This window comes from Histidinibacterium aquaticum (genome assembly GCF_008710275.1).
GTDB lineage: Bacteria > Pseudomonadota > Alphaproteobacteria > Rhodobacterales > Rhodobacteraceae > Oceanicola > Oceanicola aquaticus.
This window is the reverse complement of sequence record NZ_VYQE01000004.1, coordinates 192,506-208,350: the sequence shown is the minus strand read 5'-3', so window position 1 is coordinate 208,350 and position 15,845 is coordinate 192,506. Positions and strand designations below refer to the sequence as shown.

The 15,845-nt window shown below is 66.4% G+C and carries 15 protein-coding genes; 9 read left to right on the top strand and 6 right to left on the bottom strand.

The window, feature by feature from the left end:
• Window positions 1-3: 3 nt before the first annotated feature.
• Window positions 4-555, bottom strand: coding sequence for a protein-export chaperone SecB (gene secB / locus F3S47_RS13665; protein WP_150445839.1), 552 nt, complete (start codon window positions 553-555; stop codon window positions 4-6).
• 72 nt (window positions 556-627) lie between these two features.
• Complete coding sequence (locus tag F3S47_RS13660; RefSeq protein ID WP_150445838.1) at window positions 628-1,134, bottom strand: FxsA family protein; 507 nt, start codon at window positions 1,132-1,134, stop codon at window positions 628-630.
• 129 nt (window positions 1,135-1,263) lie between these two features.
• Between F3S47_RS13660 and F3S47_RS13655 the strand changes: the two genes are divergently transcribed.
• From F3S47_RS13655 to F3S47_RS13645, 3 genes are read left to right on the top strand one after another with little or no spacing between them, the layout of a single operon-like run.
• Window positions 1,264-1,926 carry a Tim44/TimA family putative adaptor protein gene (locus F3S47_RS13655; protein ID WP_150445837.1) on the top strand — a complete coding sequence of 221 codons (663 nt, stop codon included), beginning with the start codon at window positions 1,264-1,266 and terminating at the stop codon, window positions 1,924-1,926.
• Entirely contained in the window at window positions 1,923-2,954 is a 1,032-nt protein-coding gene (gene mltA, locus F3S47_RS13650; RefSeq protein ID WP_150445836.1) for a murein transglycosylase A, read from the top strand. Before F3S47_RS13655 ends, mltA begins: the two co-directional genes overlap by 4 nt.
• Complete coding sequence (locus F3S47_RS13645) at window positions 2,951-3,553, top strand: Smr/MutS family protein (RefSeq protein ID WP_150445835.1); 603 nt, start codon at window positions 2,951-2,953, stop codon at window positions 3,551-3,553. Before mltA ends, F3S47_RS13645 begins: the two co-directional genes overlap by 4 nt.
• Here F3S47_RS13645 and F3S47_RS13640 read toward each other — a convergent pair.
• Both F3S47_RS13640 and hslU read right to left on the bottom strand, forming a co-directional pair.
• The gene (locus F3S47_RS13640) at window positions 3,536-4,759 is read right to left on the bottom strand and encodes an MFS transporter (protein WP_150445834.1); all 1,224 of its coding nucleotides are present in this window, start codon (window positions 4,757-4,759) and stop codon (window positions 3,536-3,538) included. The genes F3S47_RS13645 and F3S47_RS13640 overlap by 18 nt on opposite strands.
• 61 nt (window positions 4,760-4,820) lie before the next feature.
• A complete protein-coding gene (hslU, locus tag F3S47_RS13635) occupies window positions 4,821-6,134 on the bottom strand; it encodes an ATP-dependent protease ATPase subunit HslU (RefSeq protein ID WP_150445833.1) in 1,314 nt (437 codons plus the stop codon).
• 191 nt (window positions 6,135-6,325) lie between these two features.
• On the opposite strand from hslU, the gene F3S47_RS13630 reads away from it, so the two are divergent.
• The 6 genes from F3S47_RS13630 to ligD all read left to right on the top strand — a co-directional run bounded on the left by F3S47_RS13630 (window position 6,326) and on the right by ligD (window position 14,834).
• Window positions 6,326-7,210, top strand: coding sequence for a DMT family transporter (locus F3S47_RS13630; RefSeq protein ID WP_150445832.1), 885 nt, complete (start codon window positions 6,326-6,328; stop codon window positions 7,208-7,210).
• A gap of 66 nt (window positions 7,211-7,276) precedes the next feature.
• The gene (locus F3S47_RS13625) at window positions 7,277-9,754 is read left to right on the top strand and encodes a vitamin K epoxide reductase family protein (protein ID WP_150445831.1); all 2,478 of its coding nucleotides are present in this window, start codon (window positions 7,277-7,279) and stop codon (window positions 9,752-9,754) included.
• Window positions 9,755-9,758: 4 nt separating this feature from the next.
• Window positions 9,759-10,640 (top strand): diacylglycerol/lipid kinase family protein, encoded by an 882-nt coding sequence (locus F3S47_RS13620; RefSeq protein ID WP_150445830.1) that lies wholly within the window; start codon window positions 9,759-9,761, stop codon window positions 10,638-10,640.
• Window positions 10,637-11,419 carry a metallophosphoesterase family protein gene (locus F3S47_RS13615; protein WP_150445829.1) on the top strand — a complete coding sequence of 261 codons (783 nt, stop codon included), beginning with the start codon at window positions 10,637-10,639 and terminating at the stop codon, window positions 11,417-11,419. The genes F3S47_RS13620 and F3S47_RS13615 overlap by 4 nt, the downstream gene beginning before the upstream one ends.
• Window positions 11,420-11,475: 56 nt before the next feature.
• On the top strand, window positions 11,476-12,414 hold the full coding sequence (gene ku / locus F3S47_RS13610; protein WP_150445828.1) for a non-homologous end joining protein Ku: 939 nt from the start codon (window positions 11,476-11,478) through the stop codon (window positions 12,412-12,414).
• Window positions 12,411-14,834, top strand: a complete 2,424-nt coding sequence (gene ligD, locus F3S47_RS13605; RefSeq protein ID WP_150445827.1) for a DNA ligase D — start codon at window positions 12,411-12,413, stop codon at window positions 14,832-14,834. The genes ku and ligD overlap by 4 nt, the downstream gene beginning before the upstream one ends.
• On the opposite strand, the gene hslV is transcribed toward ligD, so the two are convergent.
• Window positions 14,831-15,385, bottom strand: coding sequence for an ATP-dependent protease subunit HslV (gene hslV / locus F3S47_RS13600; protein WP_150445826.1), 555 nt, complete (start codon window positions 15,383-15,385; stop codon window positions 14,831-14,833). The two genes, ligD and hslV, sit on opposite strands and share 4 nt — an antisense overlap.
• A 118-nt stretch (window positions 15,386-15,503) precedes the next feature.
• Entirely contained in the window at window positions 15,504-15,824 is a 321-nt protein-coding gene (trxA, locus tag F3S47_RS13595) for a thioredoxin (protein WP_150445825.1), read from the bottom strand.
• Between the last annotated feature and the right edge of the window lie 21 nt (window positions 15,825-15,845).

Genomic DNA, 15,845 nt, shown 5'->3' with positions numbered 1-15,845 from the left:
GGCTCAGGCTTCGGCCGAGCCGTTCGCATTGTTGCCGCCGCTCGCCTGCTGTGCCTGGGCACGACGGGCGATTTCCTGGCGGTAGAGCTGCAGGAAGTCGATCTGCTCGAGGTTCAGGGGCGGGAAGCCTCCGTCGCGGGTGACGTCGCTGACAATGCGCCGCACGAAGGGGAAGGTCTGACGCGGGCACTCGATCAGCAGGTAGGGGTGCAGCTGGTTCTCCGGCACACCCTCGATCTGGAAGACGCCGGAATACTCCAGCTCGAGGAGGAACAGGGTCGCATCCCCGTCCTTTGCCTTGGAGGTGACCGTCAGCTTGGTGATGACCTCGTACTGGTTCTCGGCCTGACGCTTCTTCGCGTCGAGGTTCACCTGCACCTTGATCTCGGGCTGGACGTCGCCGGTAACGCCCTTCTGGACCATCACGTTCTCGAACGAGAGGTCGCGGATGAACTGGCCGAGGATCCGCTGCTTCACCTGCGGTTGCTGCTGCTGACCCTCGCCGGTCTGGCCTTCGGCCGGCGTCGCGCCGGCATTCGTCGTATCGTCGGACATCACTATCGCTCCGGAACTGTCGGTTTGGCGTTGTCCTACCAGCCCCGCCGACCGGTCACAACAAAGAGCGCCCTAGTGACGGGTCCATCCGGAGGGGCCGTGGGTCGGCCGCTTGGGCGGAGTGACATCCTCGTACTCGGTCTCGATCACCCGGTCCTGCGGGCTTCGCGGCTGTTGCGGCCCGGGACCGAAGCCCGCCCCGCCCGAAGTCTCGCCATAGGTGAAGGACGTGACCTTGATCCGCTTCTTCAGTTCCCGGAACGCGAAGCGCCGGAAGGCCGGGACCAGAAGGGCGAAGCCGACCGCATCGGTGAAGAAACCGGGCGTAAGCAGGAGCGCGCCCGAGAACAGGATCATCGCCCCATGGGCCAGCGGCTCCGTCGGATCGTCGAGCTCGTTCAGCGACCGGCGCAGGCGGCGGATCTCCGCTGCGCCCTCGCTCCGGACGAGCCAGGTCCCGACAACCGCGGTCACCACGACGATGCCGAGCGTGGGCCAGAGCCCGATCCAGCCGCCCACCTGGATGAAGAGGGCGATCTCGATCAGCGGTACGGCGATGAAGAGTGCCAGGAGGCCCATGCATTTCACCTATTCGTCATCTTGTTTCGCGGCCGCGACGGTTGGCTCGGTGGACAGCCTCCGCCGCCAACCTTACATAGGAACGGAACTCCGACCTCGCTATGCCTGTAGTGCGAAAGGCCGATCCATATGAATTCTCCCATAATCCAGCTCCTCGTCCTGGCGGGGATCGCAGTGTTCCTGATCCTGCGCCTGCGCAGCGTTCTCGGAACGCGGGAGGGATTCGAGAAACCTCAGGTCAGCGACAGCAACCGCGGCGCCGACCGCCGGAGACCCGACCTCGAGGTGATCGAGGGCGGACCGGACCGCGACATCACTGACCATGTTCCTGAAGACAGCGACAGCGCCCGCGCCCTCGCCGCGATGAAGCGGGCCGAGCCCTCGTTCGGCGTGTCGGATTTCCTCGGCGGCGCCCGTGGTGCCTACGAGTGGATTCTCATGGCCTTCGAGAACGGCGACCTCTCCGAGGTGAAACCCTTCCTTTCCGACGATGTGTACGAGGCCTTCGCCAGCGTCATCGAGAAGCGAAAGGAGCAGGGCCTGACGGTCGAGGCGACTTTCGTCGGCCTGTCCGAGATCGCGCTGAAGGAGGCCGAGTTCGACGACACCTCCCGCGAGGCCGAGCTCACCGTGAAGTTCGTCGGCGAACTGACCTGGGTGGTCCGCGACAGCGCCGGCGAGGTGATCGAGGGCAGCCCCTCCGAGATCAAGCGTCAACGCGACGTCTGGACCTTCGCCCGTGCGATGGGGGCCGACGATCCCAACTGGGTGCTCGTCGCCACCGGGGAATGACAGGACTCCGTGGTCTCGTCATCGGTCTGTCGCTGGGCGTGAGCGCCGCCGTGGCCGAACCGGTCTCCCATGCCCTCATGGAGTTCTCCGACCTGGATGGCTGGGCGGAGGACGACCACGCCGCCGCGATCGAAGTGTTCATCGAGACCTGCCGCGATTTCGACAGCCCTGATTGGGACACGCTCTGCGCATTGGCGGCGGACGCCGAGGACCCTCGCGCCTTTTTCGAGCTCTTCTTCAAGCCCGTGATGATCACCGACGGGGAGGAGGGGCTCTTTACCGGGTACTATGAACCCGAATTGACCGGCGCCCGCGCGCCCGACGATCGGTTTAGGTATCCGCTCTACAGCGTTCCCGCGGAGCTCGGCGAGGATCCCTGGCACTCACGCCGTGAAATCGAGGAGCAGAAGGTTCTCGAAGGGCAAGGCCTCGAGATAGCCTGGGTCGACGATCCCGTCGACCTGTTCTTCCTTCAGATCCAAGGCTCGGGCCGCATTCGCCTCCCGGACGGAGACGTGATCCGCGTGGGGTACGGCGGCGCGAACAAGCGGCCCTACAACTCGGTCGGCGCCGAGCTGGTCGATCGCGGGATCTACGAGCCGCACGAGGTCTCCGCCGATGTCATCCGGAGCTGGGTACAGGACAATCCCGAGGACGGTCAGGAGCTTCTCTGGACAAACGAGTCCTACGTCTTCTTCCGCGAAGTCAGCCAGGTGCCGGCCCACCTCGGTCCACTGGGGGCGATGAATCGCCCGATCACCGCCGGCCGGTCTGTCGCGGTCGACCCGGCCCATGTCCCGCTCGGCGCCCCGGTGTGGATCGAGAAGGACGGCCGCAATCCGATGCGCCGCCTCATGGTCGCGCAAGATACGGGGGCGGCGATCAAGGGCGCCCAGCGCGCCGATATCTTCTACGGCACCGGAGCTGAGGCGGGCCGTGTCGCCGGCGCGATCCGCGACCCCGGCCGGATGATCGTCCTGCTGCCGATCCAGCGGGCCTACGCGATGCTGCCAGAGACGCTGGAGTGACCCGCAAGCGCAGACACCTGAGCCCGGAGGAACGCAACCTCTGGGACAGCGTCGCTCGTTCGACGGATCCGCTCCACAAGAGGCGCCGCGACCCCGCGCCCGATCCCCCGAAAGAGGCTCTGACGCGGCCGCGGACGGACGAGCGCGCCCGCAACACGACCCTGTCGCCCTTCGAGATCGGCGGACGCGTGGATCATTCCCGCGATCACGACCTGATGGCGGGCCTCTCCGAGCAGCTCTCCCAAAAGACTGTGCGGATGGACCGCAAGAAGCACACCAAGCTCAAGCGCGGCAAGCTGTCCCCGGAAGGGCGTCTGGATCTCCACGGCATGACGCTCGCGCAGGCGCATCCCGAATTGATGGACTTCGTTCTGACCGCGCATGCCCGAGGCAAACGCATCCTCCTGGTGATCACCGGAAAGGGTAAGCATCGCGAGGAGCCCGGTCCGATCCCGCAGAAGCTCGGGGTCCTCCGTCACCAGGTGCCGCAGTGGCTGCGGATGCCACCTCTCGGGCCGCTGGTGCTCGACGTGGTGCCCGCGCATCTCTCCCACGGAGGTGGCGGGGCCTACTACGTCGTCCTACGCCGGAGCCGGTAGAGCGGTCCGGGCCCGGAGGACACCGAAGCTCGCGAGCAGTCCGGCCAGGACGAAATAGACGAAGATCCCGATCATCTGCTGCGGGAAGTCGATACCCCAGTCGATCAGGTAGCCGCTCACGCCCGGGCCGATGGCAGAACCCAAAACCATGATCGCGGTCGAGGCCGCCTTGATCGCGCCGAGATGCCGCGTCCCGAAGAATTCCGCCCAGAAGGCGCCCGGAACCGTTGCCTGCATCCCGTTCCCGATCCCGACGATCAACAGGCCGACCGCCGCCACCCAGATGCCGGGCGCGAAGCCGATGATGAGAAATCCCAGCGCGAAAGGGGTCATGTAGAACGCGACCACCGGGGCCACGCCCCACCGGTCGATGGCCTGCCCGCTTCCGAGGTTGGAGGCGATCATCATCACGGTGAAGAAGGGCAGGAGAGAGACCCATTCGCCGAGGGTCCAGGGCTTCACCTCGGCCATGTGTACCTGCTGGAAAAACAGCGCGGTCCCCCAGGCGGGCGGGCCAAGCAGGGCGGGGACCATCAGCCAGAAGAGCGGATGTCGAAGGACCTCGCCGCGGGTCCAGTGCCGGTCGTTCATCCCGGCGAACTGGTCATCCTTGGCGAGCGATTGCGGCGTTCGCTCGAGCCGCAGGAGCATGAAAATCACCGGGATGGTCAGTGCGACCAGAACGGCGCCCAGAACCCAGAGGCTGCGCCAGCTTATCGTCGCCATCAGCGCCACGAAGAGCATCGGCAGCACCGCCTGGCCGAGCGAGACGCCCATCGACGAGATCGAGAGTGCCGTGCCCCGCCTGGCCGAGAACCAACGCGCCATCGATGTCACGGCGAGATGGCTCATCATCCCCTGGCCCGAGAGGCGGAGCGCGAAGATGACGAAGACAAGGACCACCGCCGAGGGGACAGCCGCCATCGCGAGGCAGGCCAAGGCCAGCGATGGCATCACGATGAGCGCGAGCTGCCGGACCCGGAAGACGTCCGTCAGCATCCCCGACCAGATCATCACCGCCGCCGAGACCGTCGTGCCGATCGTGTAGATCAGCCCCCATTGCCCGTGGCTCAGCCCGAATTCCCCCCGCATCTCGCCCGCGAAGATCGAGATGAAGAAGGTCTGGCCGTAGGACGACGTGAAAGTGAGGAGAAAGCCGGCCAGAAGGAAGGCGGCGTTCTCCCGCAGGAAATCGAGGAGTCGCATGCGCCTTTCCTCTGCCGGTTCGCGAGGAAAGGGAAGCCCCGGCGCAGGGCCGGGGTTCCGCTCAGAGCACGTAGCGACTCAGGTCGGTGGAGCGCGTCAGCTCGCCCAAGTGCTCCTCGACGAAGTCCGCGTTCACCGTGACTTTCTCGCCAGCCCGATCAGGGGCGTGGAACGACAGGTCTTCGAAGACCCGTTCCATGACCGTGTAGAGGCGGCGGGCGCCGATGTTCTCCACGCTCTCGTTCACCTCCGCCGCGATGCGGGCGAGGGCCGCGATGCCGTCCTCGGTGAACTCGACCGTCACCTCTTCCGTCGCCATCAGTCCGGTGTACTGCCGTGTCAGGGCGTTGTCGGTCTCGGTTAGAATACGGACGAAGTCGCCCTCGGAGAGCGCCCGCAGGTTCACGCGGATCGGCAGGCGTCCCTGCAGCTCGGGCAGCAGGTCCGAAGGCTTGGCGATGTGGAAGGCGCCGGAGGCGATGAAGAGGATGTGGTCGGTCTTGATCGGCCCGTGCTTCGTCGAGACGGTCGTCCCCTCGATCAGCGGGAGCAGGTCGCGCTGGACGCCTTCGCGGCTCACCTCTCCGCCGCCGCGGGTCTGGTCGCTGCCGTGGGCGACCTTGTCGATCTCGTCGAGGAAGACGATGCCGTTCTGCTCGACGCTCTCGAGCGCGGCCTTGGTCACCGTCTCGTCGTCCAGCAGCTTGTCGGCCTCGTCGGCGATGAGGACCTCGTAGCTCTCGGCCACGGTCATGCGCTTCTTGACGGTCCGGCCGGAGAAGGCCTTGCCGAAGATGTCGCCCAGGTTCATGCCGCCGGGCATCTGGCCCGGCTGGCCGGGGATCTCCATCCCGCCGAGCGGGTTCGAGTTGTCGGCGACTTCGAGCTCGATCATCGTGTCGTCGAGCTCGCCGTTCTTCAGCTTCTTGCGGAACATCTCGCGGGTGCCTTCACGGGCGCCCTCTCCGGCGACGGCGGAGATCACGCGTTCCTCGGCGGCCTCGTGGGCGGACTGTTTCACGTCTTGCCGCATGTATTCGCGGGTCTGTGCGATGGCGGTGTCCACGAGATCGCGGATGATCTGCTCGACGTCGCGGCCGACGTAGCCGACCTCGGTGAACTTCGTCGCCTCGACCTTGATGAAGGGCGCGCGGGCGAGCTTGGCGAGACGGCGAGAGATCTCGGTCTTGCCGACGCCGGTGGGGCCGATCATCAGGATGTTCTTCGGGTAGACCTCGTCACGCAGTTCGGGACCGAGCTGCTTGCGGCGCCAACGGTTTCGGAGCGCGACGGCGACGGCGCGCTTGGCTTCGGCCTGACCGATGATGAACCGGTCGAGTTCCGAGACGATTTCGCGGGGGGTGAGGTCTGACATGAGGCTCCCGTGCCGGGCGTCCAAATTTGGACACCGGGTCAAGTGTCTGAATGTGTTGGGCTTTCATGGTGAACGGCGTTTCGCCAGCCCGGGGTCTGAGGGGAGAGATACGCATTCGCGCGGGAAATCCAAGCCGGGGCGCTCCGGCGGGACGCTTCCCCTCCCCGTGGCGGATCGCTAGGTCCCCTCCCATGACGACCGAAAGCCGCCTCGCCACTGCCATCGTCTTCGGGACCGGAACCCTCTGGGGGTTCTACTGGCTGCCGGTCCGGCAGGCGGAGGCGATGGGCCTCGCCGGGGCCTGGGGCACGGCGGCGATCACGGCAGCGGCTGTGGTCCTGCTCGCGCCCTTCGCCCTCGTCTACCTCGGCGCGATCCGGCGCAATCCGGGGGCGGCGGCCTTCGTGGCGCTGGGCGGGGCGGCCTTCGCGCTCTACTCGGTCGGGCTGGTCTACGGCCGCGTCGCGATCATCATCCTGCTGTTCTTTCTGACGCCGGTCTGGAGCACGCTGATCGGCCGCTTCGTGATGGGATGGGCGACACCGCGCCTGCGGGTCGTCGCGATCGGTCTCGGGTTGCTTGGCCTGATCGTGATGCTGGCTGCCACCGGCTCTGTCCCGGTTCCGCGCAGCGCGGGCGAATGGATGGCCCTGGTCGCCGGTTTTCTCTGGGCCATCGCCTCGACCGGTATCCGGACCCGTCCCGAGTTACCTCCGGTCCCTGCCGCATTCGTCTTCGCCCTCGGCGCGACCATCGCCGCCGGCCTCCTCGCTCCGGCGCTGGAGCCGCTGCCTTCCCCTGACCAGATCGGAGGCGCGGCTCGGACGGTCGGGCTCGTCGCCGGGGCGGGCGGGATCTGGTGGGCGCTGTCCATCGCCGCGCTTCTCTGGGCCACGGTACGGCTGGACCCGGCCCGGGTCGGGATCCTGCTGATGTCGGAGGTACTGGTCGGCGCGGCTTCGGCGGCCATTCTCGCGGGGGAGACCCTGCACCCGCTGGAACTCCTGGGCGGCGCGCTGGTCGTCATTGCCGGCATCCTCGAAGTCTGGCCAGTGCGCAGACGCGCCGAGGCCTGACGCCTGCGTGAAAAAACATCGCGGGCGCGTGCATCCCGACAGGCATTCCCCGCGTTATGCCGGGTCATGAGCAGCCCAGACCCTTCTAAACCCGTCATTCTCATCACCGGTATCGGCGGCTCCGTCGGGCAGGCGCTGGTCGAAGTCCTGTCGCCTGACTACCAGGTCGTCGGCCTGGAACGGGACGTCGACCCCGGCGCGACGACGCCCGTTATCGAGGGCGACCTCACCGACGACGCGGCGATGGAGCTCGCCATGCGCGAGATCGAGGACCGCTTCGGCACCAAGCTCGCCTCGGTCATCCATCTCGCCGCCTATTTCGATTTCACCGGCCAGAAGTCGGACGCCTACGACGCGGTCAACGTCGAGGGGACCCGGCGCCTGTTGCGCAGTATCGAGCGCTTCGACGTCGAGCAGTTCGTCTACACCAGCACGATGCTCGTCCACGAGCCGCAGCAGGTCGGCCAGACGATCGACGAGGACACGCCGGTCGATCCCGGCTGGGCCTACCCGGAATCCAAGGCCGAGACCGAAGAGGTCATCACCGAAGAGCGCAAGGCGATCCCGACCGTCCGCCTGCGGCTGGCCGGTCTCTATGACGACATGACCGCCGTGCCGACTCTCAGCCATCAGATCGCGCGGATCTACGACCGGGACATGAAGGCGCATTTCTACTCCGGCGATCTGGGCACCGGGCAGGCCTTCATCCATGCCGACGACATGAAGGACGCCGTGCGCCGCGTCGTCGACCGCCGCGCAGAACTCGGGGAGGACTGCACGATCCTGCTGGGCGAGACGAATTCAGTCTCCTACCAGGCCCTGCAGGAGCGGATCGCGGACCTGATCCACGGGCAATCCCACTGGCGCACGATCACGGTGCCACAGTCCATCGCCCGCTTCGGGGCATGGGTCGAGACCAAGAGCGAGCCGCTGGTGCCGGATGCCTTCGACGAGGGCGACAAGCCTTTCATCCGGCCCTTCATGATCGACATGGCCTCGGATCACTACGCGCTCGACACCGCGAAGGCGCGCGAGTTGCTCGACTGGGAGCCGAAGAACCGGATCGAGGACAAGCTCGAGACCATCGTCGACAACCTGAAGGCCGATCCGAACAAGTGGTACCGGGCCAACGGCATCCGCCCGCCCGTCTGGATGCGCTCCGCGAAGGAGCGCGGAATCAATGCCGAGACGCTGCGGTCCGACTACGAGCAGGAGATCCGCAAGCGCCACCGTTCCGGCCTCTGGGCGCATTGGGTGAACGTCGGCCTCGCCATCTGGATCATCACCTCGCCGCCGATCATCGGGCTGGACGATCCCTGGATGATCGCGAGCGACCTGGTTGCCGGAACGTTGCTGCTCGCCTGCGCCGTCCTGTCGATGTCCTGGCGCTTCGGCGCGGCACGGTACGGCGCCGCGGTCATCGGTCTCTGGCTGATGTTCGCGCCGCTGATCTTCTGGACGGACAACGGGGCGGCGTATCTCAACGGGACACTCGTCGGGATGCTGGTCACGGGTCTCGCGCTCGGCGTCTCGACGGTGCCGGGCGTCTCTCCCGCCGCGCTGATGACGGGGCCGGTGACGCCCAAGGGATGGAGTTACACGCCCTCGGACTGGTTCCAGCGGATCCCGGTGATCGCGCTCGCCGTCGTCGGGCTCATCATTTCGCGGTATCTCGGAGCCTACCAGCTCGAGACCATTCCCGGTGTCTGGGACCCGCTCTTCGATGGGACGGTGCCGAACAAGAACGGCAGCGAGGATATCGTGACCTCCTCTGTCTCCGAGGCCTGGCCTGTTCCGGACGCCGGGGTCGGGGCCCTGACCTACGCGCTGGAAATCATCGTGGGGGCCATCGGCTCCAACCGGCGCTGGCGGACGATGCCCTGGCTGACGGTCGCCTTCGGTGTGATGATCGTTCCGCTGGGTGCGATCTCGATCTTCTTCATCGTGATCCAGCCGATCCTGATCGGGACCTACTGCACGCTCTGCCTCATCGCGGCGGCGGCGATGCTGATCCAGATCCCCTACTCGGTCGACGAGCTCGTGGCGACGGGCCAGTTCCTCGTCCGGCGGCACAAGGCGGGCCAGCCCTGGCTGCGCGTCTTCTTCACCGGGGACACGGACGAAGGCCCCGACGAGCATGTGACCGACGACTTCGAGCGCGGGCCGGGCCCGATCTTCCGGGAGATGGTGACCGGGGGCATGTCTCTGCCGTGGACGATGGGCGTCTCCATGATCATCGGCGTGGCGCTCATGCTCTCCCCGCTGCTTCTGACGTGGGAGAACGGTCTCTCGCCGGTGAACCATATCGTGGGGGCGCTTGTTCTCACGGTGTCGGTCACGGCGCTCGCCTCGGTGCTTCGGCTCGCACGGTACTTGAACGGGCTGCTTGGCCTGGTCCTGATCTTTGCGCCCTTCATGACCGGCGCTGGGCTCTGGCTGATGCTCATCGAGGCAGCGACCGGCGTCGCGCTGATCCTGCTCTGCCTCCCGCGAGGCGATGTCGGGAAGTCGAGTTACGGCAGCTGGGACAAGTACATCCGGTAGGGACATGGCAAGGATCAAGCTTCTCACCAACCGCCTTTCGGGGGGCAACAAGGCCGACTCCGGCGCCGTCCATCGTGCGGCGGAGATCCTGGATGCCGAGGTCGTCCAGTGGTCGCCCGGAGATGCGGTGCCGGACCCCGAGCCCGGCCAGACCTACGTCGCCGCGGGCGGTGACGGGACGGCCATGGCCCTTGCATCGTCGCTTATCGGCACCGGGGCGAATATGGCGGTCCTTCCGCTTGGGACCTTCAACTACTTCGCGCGGGGGTTGGGCTTTTCCGAGGACGTGGAGGAAGCCGCCCGCCAGGTGCGCGACGGCTACGGGCACGAGATCTCGGTCGGCACCGTCAACGGGCAAGTCTTCCTGAACAACGCGAGCCTCGGGATCTATCCGACGATCCTGCGCGAGCGGGAGTCGATCTACGATCGCTGGGGACGGCATCGGCTGGTGGCGCACTGGTCGGTGCTCCGGACCTTCCTGCGCTTTCGCCGGCCGATGAAAGTGACCTTCGATCTGGGCGAGGGACGCGAGACGCGGCGCACTGCGCTGGTCTTCGTCGGTCGCTCGGCTTTCCAGCTCCAGACATTCGGCCTGCACGGGGTCGAGGCGATCTCGGAAGACAACTTCGCGGTGCTCGTCGCCCGCGGACAGACCCGCTGGGACCTTTTCAGGCTTACCGCGCGGCTGGCCTTGCGCAGTGTCGAGGAGGGGCGGGATTACGACCTCTTCCGCATCCCCACGCTCGATGTGGAGGTTCACAAGAAGGGGCCGGTGTTGCTTGCCTTCGACGGTGAGAAGCGGCGCGAGACGAGTCCCTTCCGCTTCCGGATGTCGCGGGAGAAGCTGAAGGTCGTGATGCCGCCCCACCGGATGGACACCGCATGAGCCGAATCCTCCACCTCAGCGACCTGCACTTCGGCCGGGACCGTCCGGAACTGGAGCGGCCGCTGCTGGAGGCGGTGAACGAGCTCGATCCGACGCTGGTCGTCATCTCAGGGGATTTCACGCAACGGGCTCGGCTCGGCCAGTTCGAGCGGGCCCGCAGGTTCCTCGGCAAGATCAGCCAGCCGACGCTTTCGGTACCCGGCAACCACGACACGCCGCTCGACAATATCTTCGTGCGGGCCCTCCGGCCCTGGTCACGCTACAAGGCCGCGATCGACGAGGATCTGGAGCCGACCTACTCCGACGACACCATGACGGTGGCCGGGGTGAACACGGTCAACCGGTTCTCCTGGCAGCGGGGCCGTATCTCGCGCCGCCGGGTCGATCGGGTCTGCCGGGTCTTCGAGGGCGCGGGAAAGCGGTCCCGCGTCGTGGTCCTCCATCATCCCCTGCAGCATGGGCCGCATGTCGAGAAGCGGCTGATGCGCGGCGCAAGAGATGCGCTGAAGCAGATGCAGAACTGCGGGGCCCAGATCGTCCTGTCGGGCCACCTGCACAACACCGTCGTCGCGCCCTTTCGCGCCGCGCCGGGCCTGCTTTTCGTACAGGCGGGCACGGGTCTTTCGAGCCGCCTGCGGGGTGAACCCAATACCTTCAACCTGCTCGACCTTGGCCGGAACAGTGTCGATATCTGCGCCTACGGCTCGAAGGGAGGGCGGTTCCGCCCGGCCGAGGGCGCAAGCTATGTCCGGGGCGAGGGCGGCTGGCTGAAGCGCTGAATCGAAACCGGCGGGCGACTCCGGCGTTTGACTGACTCAACGATAAGAGGTCCGTCATGGCATCCCGCGCAGTCTGGAAGGGTCAGCTCCGTCTCTCCCTCGTCTCGATCCCGGTCGAGATACACTCGGCCAAGACCTCCGGCACCCGCGTCTCGTTCCGCCAGATCCACGGCCCCTCCGGGAAGCCGGTCAAATACGAAAAGACCGTGCCCGGCGTCGGTCCTGTCGAGAGCGACGACATCCTCAAGGGCTACGAGAGCGGTGACGACTACATCCTGCTCGAACCCGAGGAAATCGACGCGATCAAGCTGGAAACCAAGAAGACACTGGAGCTCGTTCAGTTCGTGGGGTCTGACGAGATCCCGCCGATCTGGTTCGACAAGCCGTACTACGTCGTGCCAACCGACGACCTCGCGCAGGACGCGTACCGGGTGGTCCGGGATGCGCTGCGGAAGGCCGGCAAGACCGGCCTGGGCCAGCTCACCATGCGCGGCAAGGAGTACCTCTGCGCCATCCGGCCCTGCGGCGACGGGTTGCTGCTTGAGACCCTGCATTACCAGGAAGACATCCGATCGGCCGACCCGTTGTTCTCCGACATCGCGGACGAACCGGCGGACGAGGAACTTCTCTCGGTGGCGACCGAGCTGATCGACCGCAAGTCGGCCCCCTTCGACGCCTCGAACTTCACCGATCACTACGCCGAGGCGCTGCGCGATCTCATCGACAGAAAGATGAAGGACAAGAAGACACCGCGCGCCGACCGGTCGGACAAGGAGAGCGAGCCCCGGGGCGAGAACGTCGTCGATCTGATGGACGCGCTGCGCAAGAGCCTCGGCGAGGACAAGGGTGGCTCCAAGTCCACGAGCGGAGGCCGGTCCTCCGGCGGCACCAAGTCGACCGGGTCGAAGTCTTCGTCGAGCAAGTCGTCCGGCAGCAAATCCTCGGGCAGCAAGTCCCCCTCCTCCGGTAGCAGCCGCAAGAAGAAGGCGTCATGAGCCGACTCGAGCCATACGCCAAGAAGCGCGACTTCGACGTCACCTCGGAGCCGCAGGCCGAGATCGTGGACGCGGGAGGGGACCATTTGTCCTTCGTCGTCCAGAAGCATGACGCCTCGCGACTCCACTACGATTTCCGTCTCGAATGGGAGGGCGCGCTGTGGTCCTGGGCCGTCACCAAGGGCCCGTCGCTCGATCCGTCCGAGAAGCGGCTCGCGGTCCGGACCGAGGATCACCCGCTGGCCTACGGCGGTTTCGAGGGAACGATCCCCGAGAAGGAATACGGCGGCGGCACCGTGATGCTCTGGGACACCGGTTGGTGGGAGCCGCTCCACGACCCGGCGGAGGGGATCGCGGAGGGCAAGCTTCACTTCCGCCTGCACGGGACCCGGATGAAGGGTGAGTGGGCGCTGGTCCACATGAAGAACCGCGGCGACAACTGGCTGCTCATCAAGGGCAAGGACGAGTTCGCGGGAAAGGGCGATGCCTTTCTCAAGCGTAACACGACCTCCGTCACCACCGGCCGCACGATGAAGGCCATCGCGAGCGAAAAGCCGGTCGCGAAGCCGCGCGAGCACGGCAAGCCGGTGCCGCGGTTCCGGAAGGTTCAGCTCGCGACTCTGAAGGACGCACCGCCCGAGGGCGAGCAGTGGTGGCACGAGCCTAAGTTCGACGGCTATCGTTGTCTCATGGCGGTCGGTAAGGGCGGAGTCAGGCTCTATACCCGCAACGGCAAGGACTGGTCCGACCGGTTCGGATCCCTCTGCGAACCGGCTGCGGCGCTAGACGTGGAATCCGCGCTGATCGACGGCGAAGTCGTCGCCGGTGAGGGCGGAGGAGACTTTTCCACCCTGCAGCGCGCGCTGGGCGAGGGAGGAGCGCTGACCTTCTACGCTTTCGATTGCCTCGCGCTCGACGGCACGGATCTCGCCGACCGGCCGCTGTCCGAACGGCGCGAGGCACTGGAGACTGCGCTGAAGGGCCAGCCGCCGCGCGGCCCGATCCGGCTCTCGCCCTTCATCAGCGGCAGCGGCGCCGACGTGCTCGAGGCGATGTGCAAGGCCGGCGGCGAGGGGGTCGTGTCGAAGCGGGTCGATGCGCCCTACCGGGGCAGCCGGTCGAAAGCCTGGATCAAGAGCAAGTGCGTGCGCCGCGCCGAGTTCGTCATCGTCGGCTGGCAGCCCTCGGACAAGAAGGGTCGCGCCTTTTCCTCGCTTCTGCTTGGGAGTCACGAGGACGAGGGGCTGATCTATCGTGGGCGCGTGGGCACCGGTTTCGACGAGGACGACTTTGCAGAGCTCTCGGAGGCGATGGAGCCGCTTGCACGGAAGACCGCCCCCGTCGACGCGCCGAAGTCCGAGGTGCGCGGGGCGAAATGGATAACGCCCAAGCTTGTGGCTGAGATCGCCTACGCGGAATTCACAGGCGAGGGCCGGGTGCGCCACGGCGTCTACCACGGCCTGCGCGAAGACAAGGAGGCCCACGAGGTGAGCGCCAAGGCCGAAGCAGAGACGGATTTCGACAGCGAGACCAAGGTTTCTGGCGTCCGGATTTCCAGTGCCGACCGGGTGGTCTATCCCGAGGCGGGGCTGACAAAGGGCGATGCCGCGCGGCACGTGGAGCGGGTGGCCGAACGGATGCTGGAGCATGCGGCCGACCGGCCGCTGTCGCTCCTTCGCTTTCCCTCGGGGATCGAGAAGGAGGGGTTTTTCCAGAAACATGCCGGCAAGGGCTTTCCCAAGGCCATCGGCACCGTCCCGATCGAGGAGAAGGACGGAAGCACGGAGGACTACATGTACGCCTCCACGCCCGAGGCGCTGGTGTCGGCGGTGCAGATGGGCACGCTCGAGTTCCACATCTGGGGGGCGCGGCGCGACAAGCTGGAACGGCCCGACCGGATGGTCTTCGACCTCGACCCGGACGAAGGGCTCGACTTCGGCGACGTGAAAAAGGCCGCCGCCGACCTTCGCGAGCTGCTCTCGCAGATCGGACTGGAGAGCGGGGCCATGGTCACCGGCGGCAAGGGAGTGCACGTCATCGTGCCGCTGCGCCGGATTTCCGGTTGGAACACGGTGAAGACCTTCTCCCAGACGATGGCGAGTGCACTCGCCGAGAAGGAGCCGGACCGCTACACCTCGACGATGTCGAAGAAGAAGCGAAAGAACCGCATCTTCATTGACTGGCTGCGCAACGAGCGGGGGGCGACGGCGATTGCGCCCTATTCATTGCGCGCCCGGAAGGGCGCGCCGGTCGCGACGCCGGTCACCTGGGAAGAACTGGAAGGTCTCGACTCCGCCAACGGGTTCACGGCCTCGGACATGGAGGCTCGGCTCAAGAAGCCCTGTCCGCTGCTCGAGGTCGAGCCGAAGGGCATCGGCAAGGAGGTCGTCCAGGCGCTGGAGGACTGGATCGGCTCCTAGCCTTCCAGCGTCTCTACCGTCAGGTTTCCGTTGGTATAGACACAGATATCGGCCGCGATCGCCATCGACCGGCGGGCGATCTCCTCTGCGGAGTGGTCCGTGTCCATCAGCGCCCGCGCCGCGGCGAGAGCGTAGTTCCCGCCCGAGCCGATGGCGGTGACGTCATGCTCGGGCTCGAGCACGTCGCCCGCGCCGGTGATGACGTAGAGCTCCTTTCCGTCCGAGACGATGAGGAAGGCCTCGAGCTTCTGCAGGTACTTGTCGGTGCGCCAGTCCTTCGCCAGCTCTACCGCCGCGCGCTGGAGCTGTCCGGGCGTCGCTTCGAGCTTCTTTTCCAGGCGTTCCAGCAGGGCGAAGGCGTCGGCCGTCGACCCGGCGAAGCCCGCGATGACGGGATTGCCGCCGGGCGAGATGCGGCGGACCTTGCGCGCCGTGCCCTTGATCACCGTGTCGCCGAGGCTGACCTGGCCGTCACCGGCGATTACGACCTTTCCGTCCTTGCGAACGCCGATGATGGTCGTGCCGTGCCAGCCGGGAAACTCGTTGGCCATGTCGCCTCCTGTCTATTCGGTCCGCCCCATATGGCCCCCGGGCCGCCGGCGGACAAGGCGGGTTCCTGAAAACGAAAAAGGGCGCCCGGAGGCGCCCCAAATCTCGTGGCGGAGCGGATCAGATGGATTCGTCGATCCAGCCCTGCAGCGCGGCCTTCGGCGCGGCGCCGGCCCGGTTCGAGACGACTTCGCCGTTCTTGAAGATGAAGAGCGCGGGAATGCCGCGAACGCCCATCTGCGCCGGGGAGTTCGGGTTCTCGTCCACGTTGACCTTGGCGATCTTCACCTTGCCGTCCATCTCGGCGGCGATCTCTTCAAGGGCCGGGCCGATCTGCTTGCACGGACCGCACCACTCCGCCCAGAAATCCACGACGACCGGAATGTCCGAGTTGCGGACTTCGCTGTCGAACGTGTCGTCGGTCACTGCAACAGTTGCCATCAGGAGCCTCCTTGGCCGCAA

What these genes read in the sequence shown, in the direction of transcription:
- F3S47_RS13660 (WP_150445838.1), bottom strand. Translation starts at nt 1,134, where the DNA reads ATGGGCCTCCTGGCACTCTTCATCGCCGTACCGCTGATCGAGATCGCC.
- F3S47_RS13630 (WP_150445832.1), top strand. Translation starts at nt 6,326, where the DNA reads ATGACGACCGAAAGCCGCCTCGCCACTGCCATCGTCTTCGGGACCGGA.
- F3S47_RS13620 (WP_150445830.1), top strand. Translation starts at nt 9,759, where the DNA reads ATGGCAAGGATCAAGCTTCTCACCAACCGCCTTTCGGGGGGCAACAAG.
- secB (WP_150445839.1), bottom strand. Translation starts at nt 555, where the DNA reads ATGTCCGACGATACGACGAATGCCGGCGCGACGCCGGCCGAAGGCCAG.
- F3S47_RS13640 (WP_150445834.1), bottom strand. Translation starts at nt 4,759, where the DNA reads ATGCGACTCCTCGATTTCCTGCGGGAGAACGCCGCCTTCCTTCTGGCC.
- ligD (WP_150445827.1), top strand. Translation starts at nt 12,411, where the DNA reads ATGAGCCGACTCGAGCCATACGCCAAGAAGCGCGACTTCGACGTCACC.
- mltA (WP_150445836.1), top strand. Translation starts at nt 1,923, where the DNA reads ATGACAGGACTCCGTGGTCTCGTCATCGGTCTGTCGCTGGGCGTGAGC.
- F3S47_RS13615 (WP_150445829.1), top strand. Translation starts at nt 10,637, where the DNA reads ATGAGCCGAATCCTCCACCTCAGCGACCTGCACTTCGGCCGGGACCGT.
- ku (WP_150445828.1), top strand. Translation starts at nt 11,476, where the DNA reads ATGGCATCCCGCGCAGTCTGGAAGGGTCAGCTCCGTCTCTCCCTCGTC.
- F3S47_RS13625 (WP_150445831.1), top strand. Translation starts at nt 7,277, where the DNA reads ATGAGCAGCCCAGACCCTTCTAAACCCGTCATTCTCATCACCGGTATC.
- F3S47_RS13655 (WP_150445837.1), top strand. Translation starts at nt 1,264, where the DNA reads ATGAATTCTCCCATAATCCAGCTCCTCGTCCTGGCGGGGATCGCAGTG.
- trxA (WP_150445825.1), bottom strand. Translation starts at nt 15,824, where the DNA reads ATGGCAACTGTTGCAGTGACCGACGACACGTTCGACAGCGAAGTCCGC.
- hslV (WP_150445826.1), bottom strand. Translation starts at nt 15,385, where the DNA reads ATGGCCAACGAGTTTCCCGGCTGGCACGGCACGACCATCATCGGCGTT.
- hslU (WP_150445833.1), bottom strand. Translation starts at nt 6,134, where the DNA reads ATGTCAGACCTCACCCCCCGCGAAATCGTCTCGGAACTCGACCGGTTC.